The sequence below is a fragment of the Rhizobium sp. TAL182 genome, assembly GCF_002117725.1.
In the GTDB taxonomy this organism is placed as follows: Bacteria; Pseudomonadota; Alphaproteobacteria; order Rhizobiales; family Rhizobiaceae; genus Rhizobium; species Rhizobium esperanzae.
This window is the reverse complement of sequence record NZ_CP021024.1, coordinates 3,917,539-3,937,750: the sequence shown is the minus strand read 5'-3', so window position 1 is coordinate 3,937,750 and position 20,212 is coordinate 3,917,539. Positions and strand designations below refer to the sequence as shown.

Genomic DNA, 20,212 nt, shown 5'->3' with positions numbered 1-20,212 from the left:
GGAAACGACCTGTTCGAAACGGGTTGCGGTGGCGATTGTTCCTGGGTTATTCCCGCTCCAGCGCGGCGCGCTGGGCTATCAGCACCCATAACAGGCCTTCGGGCCGGAAATCGACCTGAACCGTGCCTCGGAAGGCGGAAGCGGCATGCGCCTTGATGACGGTCGTGCCGAAGCCAGAGCGCGAGGGCTCTGTGACCGGCGGGCCGCCGCGCTCTTCCCAGGTGAAGCGGAGCAGGGCATCCGCCTTGTCTTCGTCCCTGACATCGTGCCAGTCGAAGCGGACGCGGCCCTGCGGGACGGAGAGCGCACCATATTTCACAGAATTGGTGGCGAGCTCATGCAGGGCAAGGCCGAGATTCTGCACTGCATCCGGCTTCAGGACGAAATCATCGCCGGTGATTTCGATCTGTTCGCGCGATTGCGGGAAGGCCTGCAGATGGATGTCAACGACCCGCCGGAGCGACACGCCTCCCCATTGCTCGCTGGTCAGAAGCTCGATCGAACGCACCAGGCCCTCAAGGCGGTCGGCGACGGCGGCTTGAAAGGTTTCGACGCTGTCGGCCTGTTTGGCGAGCTGGCGCATCATGGCCTGAGCAAGCGTGAGAAGGTTCTTGGTGCGGTGGACGAGTTCATGCATGACGAAGCGCAACCGGTCTTCGGTCTGGCTGCGATCGAATGAGGCATTCGAAAGAGCGATCGCCACCTGGTTCGCCTCGATGACGCTCGTTTCAACGGGTGAGACGATATGGCCCTGGCCCATGCGGTTCGCCATGTCGGCGATCTCGCGGATGGTGGTGCGGACCTGTCTAGCGACGGCATAGGCGGCCAGCACCGCGACGAGCACGAGCGCGACGCCGCCGATGATGAGGAAACGCCAGGTGCTGAGAATCGAAGCCTGCGCCACCGGCCCCCAGATCACCGTCTTCCAAGACCAGCCGGGAATTTGTGCATAACCGAGAAGCATGTGCGGCAGGATCGACTTATCTTCGAAGACCCCTCGGGAAAAACCAAGCGCCGGCAGGATGCGCGGATCGAAGGGGGTGCCGGGCTTGAGGGCGGCGGGACCTGCGGCAACGACCACGTGGCCGCTTTGGTCGAGAACGGCGGCCGACCAACCGGGGGCAAGACCCTGGGTCGTCACCAGCCGGCCGAGATCCCTGGCGTCCTGGGTGATGATGAGGGCGGCGACAGGATCGCCCTCTCTTGGCAAAGTGACGTTGTAGACCCACTCGCCGCTGGTTCTGCCGCGAAAAACATCGGACGCCTCGATTTGGCCGGATTTCATTGCGGCATCGAGGGCGGCGATGTTTGCCGTCTTTCCGAGCGGAGTGCCGAAGGGCCGGCGCGTGTTCAGCAGTTGCTGACCATTGCGGTCGACGGCGAGGACATAGAACGCATTGTTCCGCAGAGCCGTTTCTGTGCGTTCGTGGAAGGAGGCGAGGTCGCCGTTTTCGAGCTCCGGGGAGCTCGACAGCAGCCGCAACGTTGTCGCCATGTCCTGAAGCTGGCGATCGATGATGCGCGAAAGGGCAAGCGCGTCCTGCGCCGTCTCGCGCTTCAGCGTCGAGCGCTGGTTGTCCTCCAGCTGCAGCAGAAGCAGCGCCACGAAGGCGAAGATCGGCAGCGCGATCGCCACCGCCATGGCGACCAGATAGGTGCCGATCGAGGCTTTGGGAAAAAACAGTGCGACGATCTTCATTTATTGCGCGCCGCCGCTACAAGTCCCGGTATTGCCGCGTCCTTTGTGCGTCCTGAAAGACGCGCGGCGCTGCTGTGCGCGCTGTCCGCAACAGTTTTCGTCTGCGGTCAGGAAAGCAAAGATCCGCATCTCTCGCAAACCGCCCTCACCATGTTTTCGCACACCCCGATAGCGGGCTATCGAAGCAGCCGCATGTTAGGGGGAGCAAAAGCAGGTTGCAACATCGTATGACATGCCATCGAAGACCGCAGCGGGTTTTCCGCCCCTCTTTTCAAAGTGATGCGGCCGCCTTCATGACGGCACGCTCCCGCTGTCCGTTGCTGCGCGCGCACCGGCCGGTCATCGATTAAGCGGTTTGCCGGAGATTTTCTTGCAATGCCAAGATTCTGGGGCATCCGATGTTCCGGCCGCCCCAATTCACATCCTTAGCCGGCTGGAGCGCCGACTCGGGCGAGACCATCACGGGCCGGCTGGTATTTCGGGTCAAGCCCGACCGCATGGCGATAGGAGCGGGCAGCCTTGGCCTTGTCGCCGCGGCGTTCGTAGACAAGAGCCTGGTTGGCCCAGGATTCGGCGATGTTGCCGTTGAGATCGATTGCGTGATTGAAATCGGCAAACGCGTTGTCGTCGTCATTCAGCGCGATGTAGGAGATGCCGCGGCCATTATAGGGCTCGGGCGAATTCGGCGCGAGCGAGATGGCCTTCGAGAAATCATCGATGGCCTTGTCTTGCTGATTGCGCTTCTGGTAGATCAGGCCACGATTGTGATAGGCGCGGCCATCGGTCGTGCCGAGCTGGATCGCCTTGCTGAAATCATTGAAAGCTGCATCGTCCTGGCCGGCCATGCGATAGACATTGCCGCGGCCGATATAGGCGACGTCGTAGCTCGGATTGATCTGCAGGGCGGCATTGTAGTCGGCAATCGCCTGTTGCTGCTGGCCCATGTTGCGATAGACGAGCGCGCGATTGGCGTAGGCCTGGAAGAAGCGCGGATTGATCTGCAATGCCGTGTTGAAATCGTTCAGCGCCTGGCGGAACTGGCCGCCACGGCCGTAGGCGGAACCGCGGACATTATACCCTTCGGGATCCCTCGGATTGGCGTTGATAACAGCCGTCAGCGACGCGATGTTTTCTTCCGAGCCCTGCGCCTTGTCGATGCGGATTACGGCATCCGTCGTATTGGTCGTCTCGCAGCCGGCGAGACCGACCATGGCCGCCAGCGTCAAAGCCGGCAGGAATGCGGTTTTCTGAAAGCGCCAGGCGCGGGACGGATTGAAGGTGGTATCAGCCATTCGGGCTCGCTTTCCCCATGCGGCATATCCAACACTGGGATATGCTGATCTTCAGCGGCAAACTAAAAAGGCGGCGGCGAACCCATCGCCCCCGCCACAATGCATCTGAAAACGTCGAAAAAACGACGGCAACGCTTAGCGTGCGACCAGACCTTCGCGCTGGGCGCGCTTGCGGGCCAGCTTGCGAACGCGGCGAACAGCCTCGGCCTTTTCGCGAGCACGCTTCTGCGACGGCTTCTCGTAGTAGTCGCGCATCTTCATTTCGCGGAAAATGCCTTCGCGCTGCATCTTCTTCTTGAGAGCGCGGAGAGCCTGATCGACATTGTTATCGCGGACAAGTACCTGCACGAGAATCACGTTCCTTTGGTTTGGTTGATGCCTGAGGCAGCGCAGCGCCAGGGGCAAAAATATAACGTTCGCGCGGCCGCGGCCTTGCGATTGGTGATGCGGGATAGCAGATCGAGTAGGGGAAGTCCAGATGGATATCGGAGGCAGCTGGAAAAATCACATCTGCCCGGCATCCTGTCTCAAGCGAGCCGCTTCCGGCAGGGCGTCGTCCAGGGCGGCGATTGCCTCCTTGAGCGCCGTTCTGACCCGGAGTCGATCGGCAGGCTCCAGCCGGCTCATATCCAGATGCAGGTCGAGACCCGAGAGATGTTCGCTCAGAACCCGGCTCTTGTGGTCGGCGCCGAGCGTCAGTCCATCGACGGCATAGGGCACGACCTCGCGCTGGATGCCCTTCATGGTGATCGGCGGCAAAGGGTGAGCGTCGACGATCTCGTTCACCAGCGCATAGGTTTCGTAGCTGATGACGATTTCTCCGCCCTGGGCGATCGACTGCAGCCTGGCCGCGAGATTGGCCTCCGCGCCGATGATCGTATAGTCCATGCGATCGCTGCTGCCGAAATTGCCGACGTTGCAATAACCGCTGTTAATTCCCATGCGCACGACGAAAGGCTCCTCGGTGCCGTTTCTGCGCCATCTGTCTTTGAGCTCCCCGAGGCGGCGCTGCATGTCGACGGCCATTCGCAGGCAGGCTTTCGCATCTTCCTCCGGACCCTTCGTCTCCGGGTCGCCGAAGAAGACCAGCATGGCATCGCCGATGAACTTGTCCACTGTGCCGCCATGGGCGAGGGCAATGTTCGACATTTCGGTCAGATATTCGTTGAGCATTTCCGTCAACGCTTCCGGCTGCAGCCGCTCGGTGGTCGCGGTGAAATCCTTGATGTCGGAGAAGAAAATCGTCAGGCGCTTGCGTTCGGTATGGACGACGACGTCTTTCTGTCCGCTGAAGATGCTTTTGTAGATCTGCGGCGAGAGATAACGCGAAATCTTCAGGGAAACGCTCGCCAGAAATTCGTTCGCCGCTTCGAGATCGCGATTGGCGCCGTGGATCGCGCGGGCCTGCTGGCGCTGCAGCAGAATGAAGCTGAGGCCGATGATAGCGACAAAAAGAAAATAGCAGAGCAGATATTTGAAGGCGAAGACGTTGCTTGCGTAGGGCTGCTTGATGACCACTTCCTGAATGCCGCGCACATCGCCGACCTTCCAATCGGTCTTCGGACTTTCCGGGTGGCTGTTGTGACAGGCAACGCAGGCCTGGCCCATGACGACGGGCGTGATGAACCGCAAGGTATCGGTCAATCCGACGCGGTTGAGGTCGCTCAACGTCTGCTGCGGATTGGCGCGCAACGCGGCAAGCGCTCGTTTCTCGAAATCGTCGAGCTCGTGGGAAGCGCGGCTTTTGAACGGCAGATCGGAGACGAAGCGGTATGTGATGTTGGCCTGCTGCTCCTTGATGACGTCGCCGAGTTCCAGCGAAAGTGTTGCCGGCAGTGGGATGGCGCCTGGGATATTGGTGTAGTTGTGAGAGACGACCGTGCCTGCGGTCGCGCCGCTGGCGTGCGCGGCCAGAACGCGTCCGACGACATTGGCGGAATAATAGGAGCGGATGCTCGATATCAGCGAGCTCATATCGCGTGCTTGGCGTCTGAGGGTATTTCCGGAGAGATCGCTGATGTCGAGCCAGACGGCAAGCGGCAGTCCTGCAAGCATCGCCAGCACGACGACGATCAGCCAATAGCCGCTGCGGCGCACGGCGGTTTCGGAAATCACGGGAGCCCCTCACTCTTCCATCTAAAAGCATTCGCGCTTCGCGCCGTTACAAGAACATTTCACCGCGCGCCCGGCAAGATCGAAGCCATGTCGTCCAAGCAAAAGCGTGGCCGAACTGACGGCGTCGCCGAATTTGAAGGCGCTGTTGCGCCGACCGGCGGGAAGCGGGAGGCTGGAAAGCGAAAAGAAGCGCCGCAAGCGCGTGGACGAATGGCGTTCGGATAGAAAGCGGCGTAGCCTGTCGGTTGGCAGGGGGGACACCGGTTGGGATGATGACGCGCGTGCAGCAAATCGGTGTCGTTATCGGCCTGGTGATCGTGGCTGCCCTGACGATGCTGCGGGCAGACGATCCGGGGATCTTCAAGCTGATCCGTGGCGTGACCTTCGACGAGTATCAGCGCCTGCTTCCGAGAACATTCGAGCCCATGCCGGTCCGCGTGATCGATATCGACGAGGCGTCGTTGCGTGAATTCGGTCAATGGCCGTGGCCACGGGATCGGTTGGCTCTGCTGGTGGACCGGCTTTCTGACATGGGCGCGGCGGCCATCGCCTTCGATGTCCTCTTTTCAGAGCCGGACCGGCTGTCGCCGCGCAACGTGGTGCGCGAGGTCGCGGGGGTTGATCCATCCCTGGCCGAGAAGTTTCCCGACAATGACGAGATCTTTGCCCGCTCGATCTCCGGCAAACCCGTCGTGCTCGGCTTCGGGCTTTCCAACGAGGGCAGTTACCGGCCGCCTGTCAAAGCGGGCTTTGCTTTCACCGGGGAAAGCCCAGTCTCGGCTCCGCCCTACCTTGCCGCATCGACGCCGCTCAGGCCGCAACTGGAAGCCAATGCCGCAGGGCTCGGCCACATCAGCCTCAATCCCGGCAATCCTTCGCCGGTGGTGCGGGCGGTGCCGTTGTTCCTGACCGACGGCGTGCAGCTCTATCCCAATCTCGCGGTGGAAGCGCTGCGCGTCGCGCAGGGTGTATCGACGTATGTATTGACCGGGGCGCCCGATCGCGCCGGCGTGATGACATCGGCAAAGATCGGCGATTTCGTCGTGCCGCTGACGGCGGCGGGCGAATTCTGGCTCTATGTCAGCCCCGACCGGGCCGAGCGCTATATCTCCGCCCGCAAGGTGCTCGCCGCCGGAGGCGCCTCTCCCGAGGTCGCTGCCGCCATTGACGGCAGCATCGTCTTCGTCGGCACCTCGGCGGCAGGCCTGCAGGACATCCGTGTCACGGCGCTCGGCGAGAATGTTCCCGGCGTTTCGATGCATGCGCAGGCCGTCGAACAGATTCTCTCCGGCCGTTTCCTGTCGCGGCCCGATTGGGCGGACGGGCTGGAAATCCTCACGATCGCGGTGCTCGGATGCCTACTCGTCGTGGTGACAACCTTCGTCAGTCCCGCCGTCGCATTGGTCTGCGGCCTGCTCATTACCGCAATGGCGCTCGTGGCCTCCTGGTTCTCCTTCCTCTATGCGGGGCTTCTTCTCGATCCGTTGGCTCCGATCATCAGCGGATCGATCACCCATTTTGCGGCAACCTCGTTCCGCATTCTGGTGATCGACCGGGAAAGGCGCGAGGTGCGGCGCGCCTTCGGACATTATCTTTCTCCGTCACTGCTCCATCGCATCGAGCATAACCGCGATGCCTTGCGCCTCGGTGGAGATGACCGGGAGCTGACGGTGATGTTCGTCGACGTCAGGAACTTCACCGAGATCAGCGAACGGCTGGCGCCGACTGATGTCGTTGCCTTCCTGAATACATTGCTCGACGCGCTGAGCCGTCATGTCGTGGCTAACGAAGGTACTCTCGACAAGTTTATCGGCGATTCGATCATGGCATTCTGGAATGCGCCGGTTGATGTTGCGGATCACGAAACCAAGGCGGTTCGCACGGCGCTCGCCATGCGTGAGACACTCGCCGAACTGAACGCCAGCGACGCCTTCGGCTTCGGACCCGGTCAGGAGGTCGGCATCGGCATCGGCATCCATACCGGCGTTGCTTGCGTCGGCAATATGGGCGCCAAGACCCGCTTCAACTATTCGGCAGTCGGAGATGCGGTCAACGTCGCAGCCCGCATTGAATCGTCCTGCAAGGAAGTCGGCTTCGATATTCTCATCTCCGACAGCACCGCACGGTCAGTGCAGGGAATGGCGCTGATCGAAGCGGGCGCCCTTGCGCTCAAGGGGAAGAGCAGCCGGACACAGATCCTTGCCGTCGTCGGCGATGAACGGGTGGCGGTATCCCAAGAATTCGCCGCGCTTGAGGTCGTTCACCGGCAGCTGATGCAGGCCCTGCAATCGCATTCCAGGAACAGCCGGAAGCTTATCGGTACGGCAAAGCTCAGGGCAGTGCAGGTGATCGGCGGTTTGTCGGAATTCTACCAGCGCATATCTGGCAGGACCGATCATTTCCGCGAAGTGCCAGAGGGGATCGAAAAGAGCGCTGCAGACTGACGGCCTCAGCGCCCGCGATTGAAATTCCGATCCCTGTCGTGGTTGCGATCGTTGTCGTGATCATGATCATGATCATGATTGTGATCGCGATGTCCATGATGATCGCGGTCGTGTCCGCGATGATCCTCGCCGTGATTTCCGGGCTTGCCGTCATTGTCATGCCGGCCATGGCCATCATGTTTGTCCGGTCTATCCGGCTTGTCATGATGGGGCCTGTCATGGTCATGATGGGGCTTATCGGGCTTGCTCGGTCGCTCCTTTTGCGGCTCGGCCTGTCTCTGCGGCGGATCCTGTCTTTGTGGCGCTGGGGCAATTGTCGGCGGAGGTCGCAATCTGTCTTTTCTTTCCGGTGCAACCGAGGCCATATTGCAGCCGCCGAGCATGCCGATGCCGCCTGCAAGCCGCTGGTTGCCGGAGAGGAAGGGGAGGGCGCGGGGATTTCCGAGCGTATCGAGAACGCTCGGATCGACCCGGCGGGCCGGCGACATATCGCCGTTCGGCTTGGCGACGACGCAATCGCAGCGCTGCTGCAACTGGCGGCAGCCGCCCGGGCCGCAGAAGCTGGCCGCACCGTTCAGCAAGACGACGGCGGTGGTGCCGTCTTGGCCCACGTAGAAATCGAATGCGGTGCCGCGCACGCCGATTGTGCCGGCGGGCGTCAGAATCTGGTAGGCCGAGGATTGGGAATTGCCGCTGACCCAGCGAAAGGTACCTTTCGCTGCCTTAATGGTGAGTTTCTTGACGGATTGTGAATCGTCGAAGACATATTTGTCGATGACGACCGAAGAGCCCCAGCCGACCGCCAGCTTGGTACCGTCGCGAAACAGGAATTGGCCGAGTCCGGATTGCGATGTCCGGATACGCTCGTCGCGGTGAACGCTGGTGTTGACCTCAATCGGCCCGCCTTGTCCCGTCACCTCCGTCCTGATGACGACAGCCTGGCCGACCGGTTCTGCGGCGGGCGCCGGCAGCGCGCTGGGAAGCACGATGCAAAGCGCCGCGAGTAATGTACGCCGACCCCACATGATACATGTACCCCGGGAACACCGGGTGAATTAACATTTTAGCAACTGCATGTCTTCTCGCCCACTTGGGCTAGGGCGCGGCGGCGATCGACCGACGTGCGGCTTTTGCGTCATCTTCCGACGTCGGCTGAGATCCGCAGAATGGCTCCGGAAATGGCGCAGTTTCGGCATCATGTCGCATAGTGTCAAAACCAAAGCTCTTGCGCGTCGCAAAAGAGCCGTTGTGCCGCATTTGGATTTGCGATTTGTATGGGCGCGAGAACAGCCCTTGCCCGAAGGAGAAGAAGGCGGATGCGGAAATATTCGGTTTTTGCCGTGGCGCGGGAGGCCCTTCGCGGCCACAGAGGTTGGGAGAAGCAGTGGACTTCGCCGGAGCCGCGCGCTGAATACGACGTCGTTATCATCGGCGCTGGCGGACATGGCTTGGGAGCCGCCTATTACCTTGCCAAGGAGCACGGCATCACCAATGTGGCGGTGATCGAGAAGGGTTGGCTCGGCGGCGGTAATACCGGGCGCAATACCACCATCATCCGCTCGAACTATCTCTATGAAGAGAGCATGCACATTTACGAGCACTCGATGAAGCTCTGGGAAGGGCTTTCACAGGAGCTCAACTACAATGTGATGTATTCGCCGCGCGGCGTGATGATGCTCTCGCACAATATTCACGACCAGCAGTCCTTCAAGCGACACATCCACGCCAACCGGCTCTACGGCATCGACAATGAATGGCTGACGCCGGAGCAGGCGAAGGCCTATTGTCCGCCGCTCGACATCTCCGCCAGCGCGCGCTATCCGATCAACGGTGCGGCGCTGCAGCGGCGCGGCGGCACGGCGCGGCACGATGCGGTGGCCTGGGGATATGCGCGGGCAGCCTCCGATCGAGGCGTGCACATCATTCAGAACTGCGAAGTGACCGGCATCCGGCGCGGTCCGGACGGACGGGTGACCGGGGTCGAGACCTCGCGCGGCTTCATCGGCGCCAGAAAGGTCGGCGTATCGGCCGCGGGCCATACATCGACAATCATGAAGATGGCGGATGTGCGCGTGCCGCTGCAATCGAGCCCGCTGCAGGCGCTGGTCTCCGAGCCGTTGAAGCCGATCTTCCCCTGCGTCGTCATGTCGAACACGGTGCATGCCTATATCTCGCAGTCCGACAAGGGCGAGCTCGTCATCGGCGCCGGCACCGACCAGTATAATTCCTATTCCCAGACCGGCGGGTTGCAGATCATCACGCATACGCTCGACGCCATCTGCGAACTCTTCCCGATGTTCCGGCGCGTCAAGATGATGCGGCAATGGGGCGGCATCGTCGACAATACGCCGGACCGTTCGGCGATCCAGTCGAAAACGCCGGTTCCGGGGCTTTACGTCAATTGCGGCTGGGGCACCGGCGGCTTCAAGGCGACGCCGGGCTCGGCCAACCTCTTTGCGCATCTGATCGCCCGCGATGAAGCGCACAAGTTCAATGCCGGCCTGACGCTGGAACGCTTCCGCAGCGGCCGGCTGATCGATGAAGCGGCGGCTGCGGCGGTGGCGCACTGATGATGAACGTGTTCGCTCAGATGCTCGCTTCTTTTGTTATTCACGCCCTCATCCGCCTTGAAGGCACCTTCTCCCTGCCGGGGAGAAGGGGAGGAGAAGGAAAACTCACATGCTGCTGATCCATTGCCCTTATTGTCAGGAAGAGCGTTCCGAGCTCGAATTCCGCGGCGCGGGTGACGCGCATATCGTGCGGCCGGCCGATATCGCCTCGATCTCGGACGAGGAATTCGAAGAGTATTTCTTTCTGCGCGACAACCCGAAGGGGCTGATCTTCGAGCGCTGGCGGCATATTCACGGCTGCGGCCGCTTCTTCAATGCGGCGCGCGATACGGTGAGCGACAAGTTCATCATGACCTATAAGGCAGGCGAACCGAAGCCGCGGATCGGTGCCGAGGCCGAACAGCACGGGCCTGTCGAGACCTATGAAGCCGTGGAAGGAGAGGCGCAATGAGCGGCGCAAATCGTATCGTCGGCAAGGGGCGTCTGACGCCTGCAAAGACCGCGCGCTTCAGCTTCGACGGCCAGAGCTATACGGCGCTCGAAGGCGATACCGTGGCCTCGGCGCTGATCGCCAATGGCATTCATCTCGTCGGCCGTTCGTTCAAATATCACCGGGCGCGCGGCATCCTCTCGGCAGGGGCCGAAGAGCCGAACGCGCTGATCGACGTCGCCCGCGACAAGGCGCGCAAGCAGCCGAACGTGCGCGCCACGGTGCAGGAAATCTTCGACGGCATGATCGTCCAGTCGCAGAACCGCTGGCCCTCGCTGGCCTACGATGTCGGTGCGGTCAACAATCTGATGTCGCCGTTCTTCGCTGCCGGCTTCTACTACAAGACCTTCATGTGGCCGCGCGCGGCCTGGAAACACGTCTACGAGCCGTTCATTCGCCGCGCTGCCGGTCTCGGCGTCGCGCCGACGGAGGAGGATCCGGACCATTATGCCAGCCGCTACGCCCATTGCGACGTGCTGGTGGTCGGCGCCGGTGTTGCCGGGCTTTCGGCGGCGCTGGCCGCGGCCGAGACCGGAGCGAAGGTGATCCTTTGCGACGAGCAGGCGGAAGCCGGCGGTGCGCTGCGCTACGATGCCGGCGTCAGGATCGACGGGCAGGATGGTTACGCCTGGGCGCAGAAAACCGTGGCGCGGCTGAAGGCAATGGACAATGTCGAGGTGCTCATCCGCACGACCGCCTTCGGCTACTACAACCACAATTTCGTCGGCCTCGCCGAACGCGTCACCGATCATATCGCCAAACCATCGAGCGATCTGCCGCGCGAGCGGCTGTGGCAAGTCCGGGCCAAGCGGGTGATCCTCGCCAACGGCGCGATCGAGCGGCATATGGTATTTCCGAACAACGACCGGCCCGGCATCATGCTGGCTTCGGCGGGGCGGATGTATCTCAATCATTACGGCGTTGCCGTCGGAAGCAATGTCGGCATCTACACGGCGCATGACTCCGCCTATGAGGCGGCTTTCGATCTGAAACGGGCCGGCGTTTCGATCGCCGCAATCGTCGATTGCAGGCAGGCGCCGGGAGCGGCGGTGCTGGCAGAGGCGCGTTCGCTCGGCATCGATGTTCTCACAGGCCAGTCGGTCGTCAACACGGCAGGGCGGCTGCGCATCTCATCGATGACGGTGGCACGCAACGGCGGCGGTTCGGCGCGCAAGATCGCGGTCGATGCGCTTCTGGTTTCGGCCGGCTGGACACCATCCGTGCACCTGTTCTCGCAGTCGCGCGGCAAGGTGGCCTTCGAAGCGGAAAGTCAGCGCTTCCTGCCCGGCACCTATGCGCAGGATTGCCTGTCGGTCGGCGCCTGCAACGGCACCGACGACTTGCAGCGGACGGTCGAGGAATCGCTTGCTGCCGGCGAACTGATGGCGCAGGCCGCCGGCAAGAGCGGCGGCGGGAAAATCACGATCTCGGCCGAGCAGCCCTATGACTGGACGGGCGGGATGATCGGCGCCGCCGAAGGCGCCGGGCCGAAGACGAACGCCAAGGCCTTCATCGATTTCCAGCACGATGTCTGCGCCAAGGATATCCGCCTTGCCGTGCGCGAAGGCATGCACTCGATCGAGCATATCAAGCGGTTCACGACCAATGGCATGGCCTCGGACCAGGGCAAGCTTTCCAACATGCATGGCCTGGCGATTGCTGCGGAAATGCTCGGCAAGGAAATCCCGCGGGTCGGTCTCACCACCTTCCGCGCGCCCTACACGCCGGTGACCTATGGTACGCTGATCGGCCATTCGCGCGGAAAGCTGTTCGATCCGACGCGCAAGACGCCGCTGCACAGCTGGGAAGAAGCCCATGGCGCTGTTTTCGAAGATGTCGGCAACTGGAAGCGCGCCTGGTTCTATCCGCGCTCGGGCGAGACCATGCATCAGGCGGTTGCGCGCGAGTGCCGGACGGCTCGCGAGTCGGCAGGCATCTTCGATGCGTCGACGCTCGGCAAGATCGAGGTTGTAGGCCCGGATGCGGCGAAATTCCTCAATCTTATCTACACCAATGCCTGGGACACGCTGAAGCCCGGCAAGGCGCGCTACGGCATCATGACGCGTGAGGACGGCTTCGTTTATGACGATGGCGTCGTCGGCCGCCTGGCGGAGGACCGTTTCCATGTGACGACGACGACAGGCGGAGCGCCGCGTGTTCTCCATCACATGGAAGATTACCTGCAGACGGAATTCCCGGATCTGAAGGTGTGGCTGACCTCGGTGACCGAACAATGGGCTGTCATCGCGGTGCAGGGGCCGAAGGCGCGCGCGATCGTCGAGCCTCTCGTCGAAGGGGTCGATCTTTCGAACGAGGCCTTCCCGCATATGAGCGTTGCCGAGTGCACGGTCTGCGGCGTGCCGGCGCGGCTCTTCCGTGTTTCCTTCACCGGTGAAATCGGTTTCGAAATCAACGTGCCGGCCGATTACGGCCAGTCGGTGCTCGAGGCGGTCTGGGCCAATGCCGAACCGCTCGGCGCCTGTGTCTACGGTACGGAGACGATGCACGTTCTTCGCGCCGAGAAGGGCTATATCATCGTCGGCCAGGATACCGACGGGACCGTGACCCCTGACGATGCGGGCGTTGCCTGGGCCGTTTCGAAGAAGAAGAAGGACTTCGTCGGTATTCGCGGGCTGCAGCGGCCGGACCTCGTCAAGGAGGGGCGCAAGCAGCTCGTCGGCCTCGTCACCAAGGATCCGAAGCTGGTGCTCGAAGAAGGCGCGCAGGTGGTCGCGAGCCCGAACGAGCCGAAGCCGATGACGATGCTCGGCCACGTCACATCGGCCTATTGGTCGGAAAATTGCGGCAGGTCGATCGCCTTCGCGCTGGTCGCCGGCGGCCGGGCGCGAATGGGCGAGACGCTTTATGTGCCGATGCCGGACCGGACGATCGCCGTCGAAGTGACGGATCTGGTGTTCTTTGACAAGGAAGGAGGCCGCATCCATGGCTGATGTCGCAATTCGCAAGCCGGCGCTGGCCGGCCGTCTCGGCGGCTCCCCCACAGTGCGCCTGGCCGTCGCACCGCCCGCAAGCCGAGTGGCGCTGCGCGCGCCGGCAGGGTCGCTCAAAGCACTTTCTTTGGCTCTCGGCCTGTCTGTGCCGACCACTCCGAAAACGTCCGGTCGCGCCGGTGCGCGCTCGGCGCTCTGGATCGGGCCGGACGAGTGGTTGTTGATCGACGAAGCGGGCGGCGATCTGATGGCGGCATGTTCCAGCGCCGGCGCGCCGCATTCCGCGACAGACGTCTCCCACCGCAACGTGGCGGTCATCGTTTCCGGGCCGGGTGCGGAGGCCACGCTTGCGGCCGGCTGCCCGCAGGATCTGTCGCTGTCGTCCTTTCCGGTCGGCGCCGCCTCGCGCACGGTCTTCGGCAAGGCGGAGATCATACTTTTCCGCACGGAAGAAGACACGTTCCGGGTTGAGTGCTGGCGGTCGTTTTCCGATTACGTCTTCGGCCTCTTGGCCGAGGCGGCGGAAGATGCCGGGCATTGAGACCGGTCTGAGCGACTGCATAAGTACATGTTCAGGGGATAGGCGAATGCTGCACCATGCCTCCCTCGGTGTTTCCGATATCGAACGGTCGGCGGCATTTTACGATGCCGCCCTTGCCGCGCTCGGTTATGTCAGGGTCTGGGACGATATCAGGCCGGGAGAAGCAGACCAGGCAATCGGCTACGGCCTTACGGGCGGCGGGGACAAGTTGGCGATCAAGCATCGGCCTGATGGCCAGCGTCCGCCGGGTTCGGGTTTTCATCTGGCCTTTGCCGCACCAAGTCGCCAAGCGGTTGACGGGTTTCATGCGGCGGCAATCGCGCATGGCGGCCGTGACAACGGCTCTCCAGGTCTGAGGCCCCACTATAGCGAGCATTATTATGCTGCCTTCGTAATCGATCCGGACGGACATGCTCTCGAAGCGGTGATCAATTCACCGGAATAACAAGAGCCTCGATTGCCTATCCGTCTTCCGGGCGGTCCTTGGGATCAAACTGGATGATGGTGATCCATCTTGCCGTCAGCGCCGGCTTCTTCTCGTTTTCGATTTCGATCGTCACGTCGTAGGTGGTCATCAGCATGCCGCCGCCGCGGAAGCGGGCGTCGGAGAGCAGGAAGCGGCCGCGCACGCGGGCGCCGCTCTTGACCGGCGTCATGAAGCGGACGCGGTCGAAGCCGTAGTTGATGCCCATAGTCTGCTCGCGCACTTTCGGCAGGCAATTGTAGTTCATCGCCGACAGCAGGGACAGCGTCAGGAAACCATGGGCAATTGTGCCGCCGAAGGGGCTTTCGGCTGCCGCGCGCTCGGGATCGACATGAATGAACTGATGGTCGTCGGTCGCCCCCGCAAAGGCGTCGATCATTGTCTGGTCGACGGTGATCCAATCCGAAAGACCCGTTTCCATGCCGATCAATCCCCGCACGTCGGAGAGTGAAATTTCCGTGACCATGAATTCCTCGTGAGAAAAGCCGCCGGGCAAAGCCTTATCGTGCATTTATGACGATTGCGACAAGGATTTGCGTGAGTGGGGGGAGGCGGTCATTTTTCTAGGAAAAAGGCGACCGAGCGTGGCTCGATGGTCACGCGGGCGTCGGCCTTCTTCGCTCCCTCCGGCGTCAGCTGGCGCCAGCCCGGCTCGTTTTCCGACGGAAGCGTAAAGGGCTGGCGACTCTCCGAGCGATTGAAAAGCACGGCAAGCCGGGTTTTTCTGCCGCGCGAGGAGCGGTCGCCGGTGGCGAGCAGCATGCCGAGGGTCGAGAGCGATGGCGTCTCCCATTCGGCAACGGTCATCGGTTCGCCGGAGAGCGAGATCCATTCGACATCGCCATTGCCGGAGAGGAAGTCGGTTTCGGAAAAAATCGTAAAGCGGCGGCGCAGCCCCGCGACGAACGCGGTATGGGCGATAAGATCCTCGTTCAGCGCCTTCCAATCCAGCCAGGTGATCTCATTGTCCTGACAATAGGCGTTGTTGTTGCCGTGCTGGCTGCGGCCGCCCTCGTCACCCGCCGTCAGCATGACGCTGCCACGGGTGGCAAAGAGCGTTGATATCAGCGCCATCACGTCATTGATCCGGCGCTTGCGAATGGTGGGATAGAGGGTCTCGCCTTCGACGCCATTGTTCCAGGAATGGTTCTCGTTGTGGCCGTCCCGGTTGTGCTCGCCATTGGCGTCATTGTGCTTGTCGGCATAGGAGACGAGGTCGATCAGCGTGAAGCCGTCATGGGCGGCGAGGAAATTGACGCTGCGCGTCCCTTTGCCGTCATTGCGGGAGAAGATGTCGGAGGAACCGGCAAGCGCCGTTGCGAGCGAGCCGGTCTTCCATTGGTCGCCACGCCAGTAACAGCGCAGATCGTCGCGAACCCTGTCGTTCCATTCGAGAAAGGGGCTGGGGAAATTGCCGAGCTGGTAACCACCCGGGCCGATATCCCACGGTTCGGCGATCATGATGCGGTCGGCGAGCACGGTGTCCGCCAAGATCGCGGCGAGCGTTCCCCCATCGCGCTCGAAGCCGCTCGCGGTGCGGCCCAGCACCGGGGCGAGATCGAAGCGGAAACCGTCGACGCCGGCGTTGAGCACGAAATGGCGCAGGCTGTCGATGACGAGGCGCCTGACCTCGGGATGATCGCAGGCGATCGTGTTGCCGGTGCCGGTATCATTGATGAGTTCGCCGGGGCTGTTTGGGGCGTGGCGGTAATAATGCAGGTTGTCGAGGCCGCGCAGCGACAGCGTCGCGCCATAACGATCGCTCTCGCCGGTATGGTTGAAGACGAGATCGAGGATGACGGCGATGCCTTCGGCGTGGAGCGCGGCAACGGTCTTGCGCAGCTCGGCCATGCCGCCGGGGACAATTCGCGGATCGAGCGCCATCAAACCGACGGGGTTGTAGCCCCAGCCGTTGGTGAGACCGAGCGGCGGCAAGTGGCGCTCATCGATCCAGGCGGTGATCGGCATCAGTTCGACGGCATCGACCCCGATCCGCTTCAGATGCGCGATCACCGATGGATGGGCAAGGGCTGCGACGGTACCGCGCTCGGCCTCCGGCACATCGGGGTGAAGAATGGTGAAGGGCCGCACCGCCACTTCATAGATAAAACCGCCCGGTTTGAAGAGCGGCTTGCCGATTGCGGCTGGGGTATCGGTGGTGACGATCGCCTTCGGCATCAGATCCTGGCTGTCCTCGCCGTAGAGGCCGAGGCGGGGATCGTAGCGGAACGGCCGGTCGATTGCCCTGGCGTAGGGATCGATCAGCAGTTTGGACGGGTCGAACCAGAGGCCGTTGTCGGGCGCATAGATGCCGTCGGCGCGATAGCCGTAGCGGGCGCCCTGCCCGAGGCCGTCTACGAACAGGCGATGGGTATGGTTGCCATCGCGGGCCATCGGCAGGCGCGCGAATTCCCTGTTGCCGTCATTTTCGAAGAGGCAGAGTTCGATCTGCGCGGCATGATGCGACCACACGGCAAATTCGACGCCGGTCTCGAAGACGATCGCGCCCCGCGCCGAATTGCTGTCCCGCATGTCCCCCCCCGGATCAGGTGATCACGGTTGGCTCATCGCGTCCCGTGCGCTCACGAATGCTGGCAATGCTTTCGGCGGCCGCAATCAGATCAGCGAGCGCATCTTGCGTTTCAATGTTGTGACGAGTCGAATCCGGCTCGTAGCGCTCGATATAGACGCGCAAGGTTGCGCCAGACGTGCCGGTGCCCGACAGGCGGAAGACGACGCGGGAGCCGCCTTCGAAGAGCACACGGATGCCCTGATGCTCGCTGACCGATTTGTCGATCGGATCATGATAGGCGAAATCATCGGCCTTCTCGACCTTCAAGCTGCCGAAGCTCTTGCCGGGCAGGGTGGAGAGTTGGCTGCGGAGATTGTCCATCAAGTCGTTCGCCGCGCCGGTGTCCAGGCCTTCATAGTCGTGGCGCGAGTAATAGTTGCGGCCGTAGGTCTGCCAGTGCTGAGTGACGATGTCGGCGACGCTCTCGCCGCGCACGGCAAGGATGTTCAGCCACAGCAGCACGGCCCAGAGCCCATCCTTCTCACGGACATGATTGGAGCCGGTGCCGGAGCTTTCTTCACCGCAGATCGTCGCCATGCCGGCATCGAGCAGGTTGCCGAAGAACTTCCAGCCGGTCGGCGTCTCATACATGCCGATGCCGCGTTTTTCGGCAACGCGGTCGGCCGCGCCCGATGTCGGCATCGACCGGGCGATGCCAGCGAGGCCGCCGGAATAGCCGGGGGCGAGATTGGCGTTGGCGGCAAGGATCGCCAGACTGTCGGAGGGGGTGACGAAGATGCCGCGGCCGATAATGAGGTTGCGGTCGCCGTCACCGTCGGACGCGGCGCCGAAATCGGGTGCGTCCTCTCCCATCATCTCATCGAAGAGTTCCTTGCAGTGAACCGGGTTCGGATCGGGATGATGACCGCCGAAATCCGGCAGCGGCATGAAGTTGCGAACCGAACCCAAGGGAGCGCCGAGGCGATTTTCGAAGATTTCCTTGGCGTAGGGGCCGGTGACGGCGCTCATGCCATCGAAAGCGATGCGGAAACCGAGGCTGATCAGATTGCGGATGGCGCCGAAATCGAACAGTTCTTCCATCAGCGCGGCATAGTCCTCGACCGGGTCGATAACCGAGAGGATCATGCCGCCGGGAAGCTCGTCCTTGCCTATGCGGTCGAGATTGACGTCGGCGAAATCGGCGATCTTGTAGCTGTCGATCGTCTTGGAGCGCGCATAGATCGCGTCGGTGATCTTCTCCGGCGCCGGGCCGCCATTGTTGATGTTGTATTTGATGCCGAAGTCTTCGGTCGGCCCGCCGGGATTGTGGCTGGCCGACAGAATGATGCCGCCGAAGGCCTTGTACTTGCGGATGATGTGGGACGCGGCCGGCGTCGACAGAATGCCGCCCTTGCCGACCATGACCTTGCCGAAGCCGTTGGCGGCGGCCATCTTGATCGCCTTCTGGATGACTTCGCGATTGTAGTAACGTCCGTCGCCGCCGATGACGAGGCACTTGCCCTGATAGCCTTCCAGCGAATCGAAGATCGACTGGATGAAATTCTCCGCATAGTTCGGCTGCTGGAAGACCGGAACCTTCTTACGAAGACCCGACGTGCCGGGTTTCTGGTCCAGATAGGGCGTGGTGGGTACGGACTTGATCATTTTAGGTCACATGCCTTTCGAGACGAGGCTTGAATAGAGGGCAGCGTAGCGTTCGGCGCTCTTCTCCCAGGAGACATCCGATTTCATGCCTTGCTTTTGCAATTGGGTCCAGAGTTTTCGGTCCGCGTAAAAATGCATCGCACGGCGGATTGCCTGTAGCATGCCCGTTTCGGTCACGGGTGAGAATTGTATGCCGGTTGCCACTTTCGCCGCAAGTGCGGCGTGATTGGCGTCGATGACGGTGTCGTTCAATCCGCCGGTGCGGGCGACGATCGGCACGCAGCCATAACGTAGGCCGTAAAGCTGGGTGAGGCCGCAGGGTTCGAAGCGCGACGGGATGATGATGGCGTCGCAGCCGGCCTGCATCAGGTGCGACATCGGTTCGTTATAGCCGATCGAGACGCCGATGCGGCCGGGATGGCGGCTGGCGGAGGCAAGCAGCGCACCTTCGAGCGCTGCTTCGCCGGAGCCGAGCACGACGAGTTTGCCGCCCATGGCGACGATCTGGTCGGCGACGTTGGCGACGATATCCATGCCCTTCTGCCAGGTGAGGCGGCTGATGACGCAGAAGATCGGCGCATCGTCATTGTCGAGATGGAAGAACTCGGCGATCGAGCGGCGGTTTTCCTCACGGTTCTTCAGCGTTGTCGGGCCATAATGGGTGTGGACGACGGGATCGGTCGCCGGGTTCCAGACATCGGTGTCGATGCCGTTGACGATCCCATGCAAATCGTCGATGCGGGTGGCGATGACGCCTTCGAGCCCCATGCCGAATTCCGGCGTCAGGATTTCGTCGGCATAGGTCGGGCTGACGGTCGTGACCGCATGAGCGGTCTGCAGGCCGCCCTTGAGGAAGCCGACCGTGCCGTAATATTCGATGCCGTCGACGGCGAAGGCATGGTCGGGCAGGCGCAGACCGGGAAAGATGTCGGAACCGAACTGGCCCTGGAAAGCGATGTTGTGAATGGTCAGCACGCTCGGCAGTTCCGGCGTCGGATAATAGCGCATATAGACCGAGGTCAGCGCCGCCTGCCAGTCGTGGGTGTGGACGAGATCCGGCCGCCAGCCGGGCAGCAGACCGGCGGCGATCTCGGAAGCGGCGAGCGACAGGGCGGCGAAACGGCGCCAATTGTCGGGATAATCCTTGCCGAGCGGATCAAGATAAGGACCGCCCGGCCGGTCGTAATAAGCGGGCGCGTCGAGGACGAGCAGATCGAGGCCCTCGTGTTCAACCTCGAGCACGGTCGCCCGCTCACCGAGCAGGTCCGGGAATTCAAGCCTGACGACTGGGTCGCGAATGACCTTCATGACGGCGGGATAGCCGGGCAGGAGGGTCTTGGTCTCGACCCCGAAGTCTTTCAGAGTAATGGGCAGGGCGCCGGACACATCGGCCAGGCCCCCTGTCTTGATCAAGGGGAAGACTTCGGACGAAACCGAAAGAACTTTCAT

The 20,212-nt window shown here is 62.1% G+C and carries 15 protein-coding genes; 6 read left to right on the top strand and 9 right to left on the bottom strand.

From position 1 onward, the window contains the following. Window positions 1-46: 46 nt before the first annotated feature. The 4 genes from Tal182_RS19640 to Tal182_RS19625 form a co-directional block, all read right to left on the bottom strand. Window positions 47-1,699 carry a sensor histidine kinase gene (locus tag Tal182_RS19640; protein ID WP_085860474.1) on the bottom strand — a complete coding sequence of 551 codons (1,653 nt, stop codon included), beginning with the start codon at window positions 1,697-1,699 and terminating at the stop codon, window positions 47-49. A 425-nt stretch (window positions 1,700-2,124) separates the two neighbouring features. Beyond that, window positions 2,125-2,991: a tetratricopeptide repeat protein gene (locus Tal182_RS19635; RefSeq protein ID WP_064804978.1), complete on the bottom strand. Its 867-nt coding sequence runs from the start codon at window positions 2,989-2,991 to the stop codon at window positions 2,125-2,127. Window positions 2,992-3,126: 135 nt separating this feature from the next. After that, window positions 3,127-3,339, bottom strand: coding sequence for a 30S ribosomal protein S21 (rpsU, locus tag Tal182_RS19630; protein WP_003585885.1), 213 nt, complete (start codon window positions 3,337-3,339; stop codon window positions 3,127-3,129). Window positions 3,340-3,495: 156 nt separating this feature from the next. Beyond that, on the bottom strand, window positions 3,496-5,046 hold the full coding sequence (locus tag Tal182_RS19625; RefSeq protein ID WP_237350483.1) for an adenylate/guanylate cyclase domain-containing protein: 1,551 nt from the start codon (window positions 5,044-5,046) through the stop codon (window positions 3,496-3,498). A gap of 332 nt (window positions 5,047-5,378) precedes the next feature. Here Tal182_RS19625 and Tal182_RS19620 point away from each other — a divergent pair, with 332 nt between their 5' ends. After that, the gene (locus Tal182_RS19620; RefSeq protein WP_064811766.1) at window positions 5,379-7,550 is read left to right on the top strand and encodes an adenylate/guanylate cyclase domain-containing protein; all 2,172 of its coding nucleotides are present in this window, start codon (window positions 5,379-5,381) and stop codon (window positions 7,548-7,550) included. A 5-nt stretch (window positions 7,551-7,555) separates the two neighbouring features. On the opposite strand, the gene Tal182_RS19615 is transcribed toward Tal182_RS19620, so the two are convergent. Beyond that, entirely contained in the window at window positions 7,556-8,575 is a 1,020-nt protein-coding gene (locus Tal182_RS19615) for a FecR domain-containing protein (RefSeq protein ID WP_085860473.1), read from the bottom strand. Between the two features lie 291 nt (window positions 8,576-8,866). Here Tal182_RS19615 and Tal182_RS19610 point away from each other — a divergent pair, with 291 nt between their 5' ends. The 5 genes from Tal182_RS19610 (at window position 8,867) to Tal182_RS19590 (ending at window position 14,547) form a co-directional block, all read left to right on the top strand. After that, complete coding sequence (locus Tal182_RS19610; protein ID WP_011426818.1) at window positions 8,867-10,120, top strand: sarcosine oxidase subunit beta family protein; 1,254 nt, start codon at window positions 8,867-8,869, stop codon at window positions 10,118-10,120. Window positions 10,121-10,229: 109 nt separating this feature from the next. Then, the gene (locus tag Tal182_RS19605) at window positions 10,230-10,571 is read left to right on the top strand and encodes a sarcosine oxidase subunit delta (protein ID WP_064804970.1); all 342 of its coding nucleotides are present in this window, start codon (window positions 10,230-10,232) and stop codon (window positions 10,569-10,571) included. Further along, window positions 10,568-13,561 carry a sarcosine oxidase subunit alpha gene (locus Tal182_RS19600; protein WP_085860472.1) on the top strand — a complete coding sequence of 998 codons (2,994 nt, stop codon included), beginning with the start codon at window positions 10,568-10,570 and terminating at the stop codon, window positions 13,559-13,561. The genes Tal182_RS19605 and Tal182_RS19600 overlap by 4 nt, the downstream gene beginning before the upstream one ends. After that, window positions 13,554-14,102 carry a sarcosine oxidase subunit gamma gene (locus tag Tal182_RS19595; RefSeq protein ID WP_085860471.1) on the top strand — a complete coding sequence of 183 codons (549 nt, stop codon included), beginning with the start codon at window positions 13,554-13,556 and terminating at the stop codon, window positions 14,100-14,102. Before Tal182_RS19600 ends, Tal182_RS19595 begins: the two co-directional genes overlap by 8 nt. A gap of 46 nt (window positions 14,103-14,148) precedes the next feature. Continuing rightward, window positions 14,149-14,547 (top strand): VOC family protein, encoded by a 399-nt coding sequence (locus Tal182_RS19590; protein WP_085860470.1) that lies wholly within the window; start codon window positions 14,149-14,151, stop codon window positions 14,545-14,547. A gap of 16 nt (window positions 14,548-14,563) precedes the next feature. On the opposite strand, the gene Tal182_RS19585 is transcribed toward Tal182_RS19590, so the two are convergent. From Tal182_RS19585 to glgA, 4 genes are all read right to left on the bottom strand, one after another. Continuing rightward, window positions 14,564-15,052, bottom strand: coding sequence for a MaoC family dehydratase (locus Tal182_RS19585; RefSeq protein ID WP_085860997.1), 489 nt, complete (start codon window positions 15,050-15,052; stop codon window positions 14,564-14,566). An 89-nt stretch (window positions 15,053-15,141) separates the two neighbouring features. Beyond that, window positions 15,142-17,118 carry a glycogen debranching protein GlgX gene (gene glgX / locus Tal182_RS19580; RefSeq protein WP_085860469.1) on the bottom strand — a complete coding sequence of 659 codons (1,977 nt, stop codon included), beginning with the start codon at window positions 17,116-17,118 and terminating at the stop codon, window positions 15,142-15,144. 13 nt (window positions 17,119-17,131) lie between these two features. Then, entirely contained in the window at window positions 17,132-18,763 is a 1,632-nt protein-coding gene (locus Tal182_RS19575; RefSeq protein ID WP_085860468.1) for an alpha-D-glucose phosphate-specific phosphoglucomutase, read from the bottom strand. Between the two features lie 6 nt (window positions 18,764-18,769). Then, entirely contained in the window at window positions 18,770-20,212 is a 1,443-nt protein-coding gene (gene glgA, locus Tal182_RS19570) for a glycogen synthase GlgA (protein ID WP_085860467.1), read from the bottom strand.

Excerpts from the sequence above, each read along its gene's own strand:
- glgX (WP_085860469.1), bottom strand. The coding sequence starts at position 17,118 with ATGCGGGACAGCAATTCGGCGCGGGGCGCGATCGTCTTCGAGACCGGC.
- Tal182_RS19640 (WP_085860474.1), bottom strand. The coding sequence starts at position 1,699 with ATGAAGATCGTCGCACTGTTTTTTCCCAAAGCCTCGATCGGCACCTAT.
- glgA (WP_085860467.1), bottom strand. The coding sequence starts at position 20,212 with ATGAAAGTTCTTTCGGTTTCGTCCGAAGTCTTCCCCTTGATCAAGACA.
- Tal182_RS19590 (WP_085860470.1), top strand. The coding sequence starts at position 14,149 with ATGCTGCACCATGCCTCCCTCGGTGTTTCCGATATCGAACGGTCGGCG.
- Tal182_RS19610 (WP_011426818.1), top strand. The coding sequence starts at position 8,867 with ATGCGGAAATATTCGGTTTTTGCCGTGGCGCGGGAGGCCCTTCGCGGC.
- Tal182_RS19585 (WP_085860997.1), bottom strand. The coding sequence starts at position 15,052 with ATGGTCACGGAAATTTCACTCTCCGACGTGCGGGGATTGATCGGCATG.
- Tal182_RS19635 (WP_064804978.1), bottom strand. The coding sequence starts at position 2,991 with ATGGCTGATACCACCTTCAATCCGTCCCGCGCCTGGCGCTTTCAGAAA.
- Tal182_RS19605 (WP_064804970.1), top strand. The coding sequence starts at position 10,230 with ATGCTGCTGATCCATTGCCCTTATTGTCAGGAAGAGCGTTCCGAGCTC.
- Tal182_RS19600 (WP_085860472.1), top strand. The coding sequence starts at position 10,568 with ATGAGCGGCGCAAATCGTATCGTCGGCAAGGGGCGTCTGACGCCTGCA.
- Tal182_RS19575 (WP_085860468.1), bottom strand. The coding sequence starts at position 18,763 with ATGATCAAGTCCGTACCCACCACGCCCTATCTGGACCAGAAACCCGGC.
- Tal182_RS19625 (WP_237350483.1), bottom strand. The coding sequence starts at position 5,046 with ATGCTTGCAGGACTGCCGCTTGCCGTCTGGCTCGACATCAGCGATCTC.
- Tal182_RS19595 (WP_085860471.1), top strand. The coding sequence starts at position 13,554 with ATGGCTGATGTCGCAATTCGCAAGCCGGCGCTGGCCGGCCGTCTCGGC.
- Tal182_RS19620 (WP_064811766.1), top strand. The coding sequence starts at position 5,379 with ATGACGCGCGTGCAGCAAATCGGTGTCGTTATCGGCCTGGTGATCGTG.
- Tal182_RS19615 (WP_085860473.1), bottom strand. The coding sequence starts at position 8,575 with ATGTGGGGTCGGCGTACATTACTCGCGGCGCTTTGCATCGTGCTTCCC.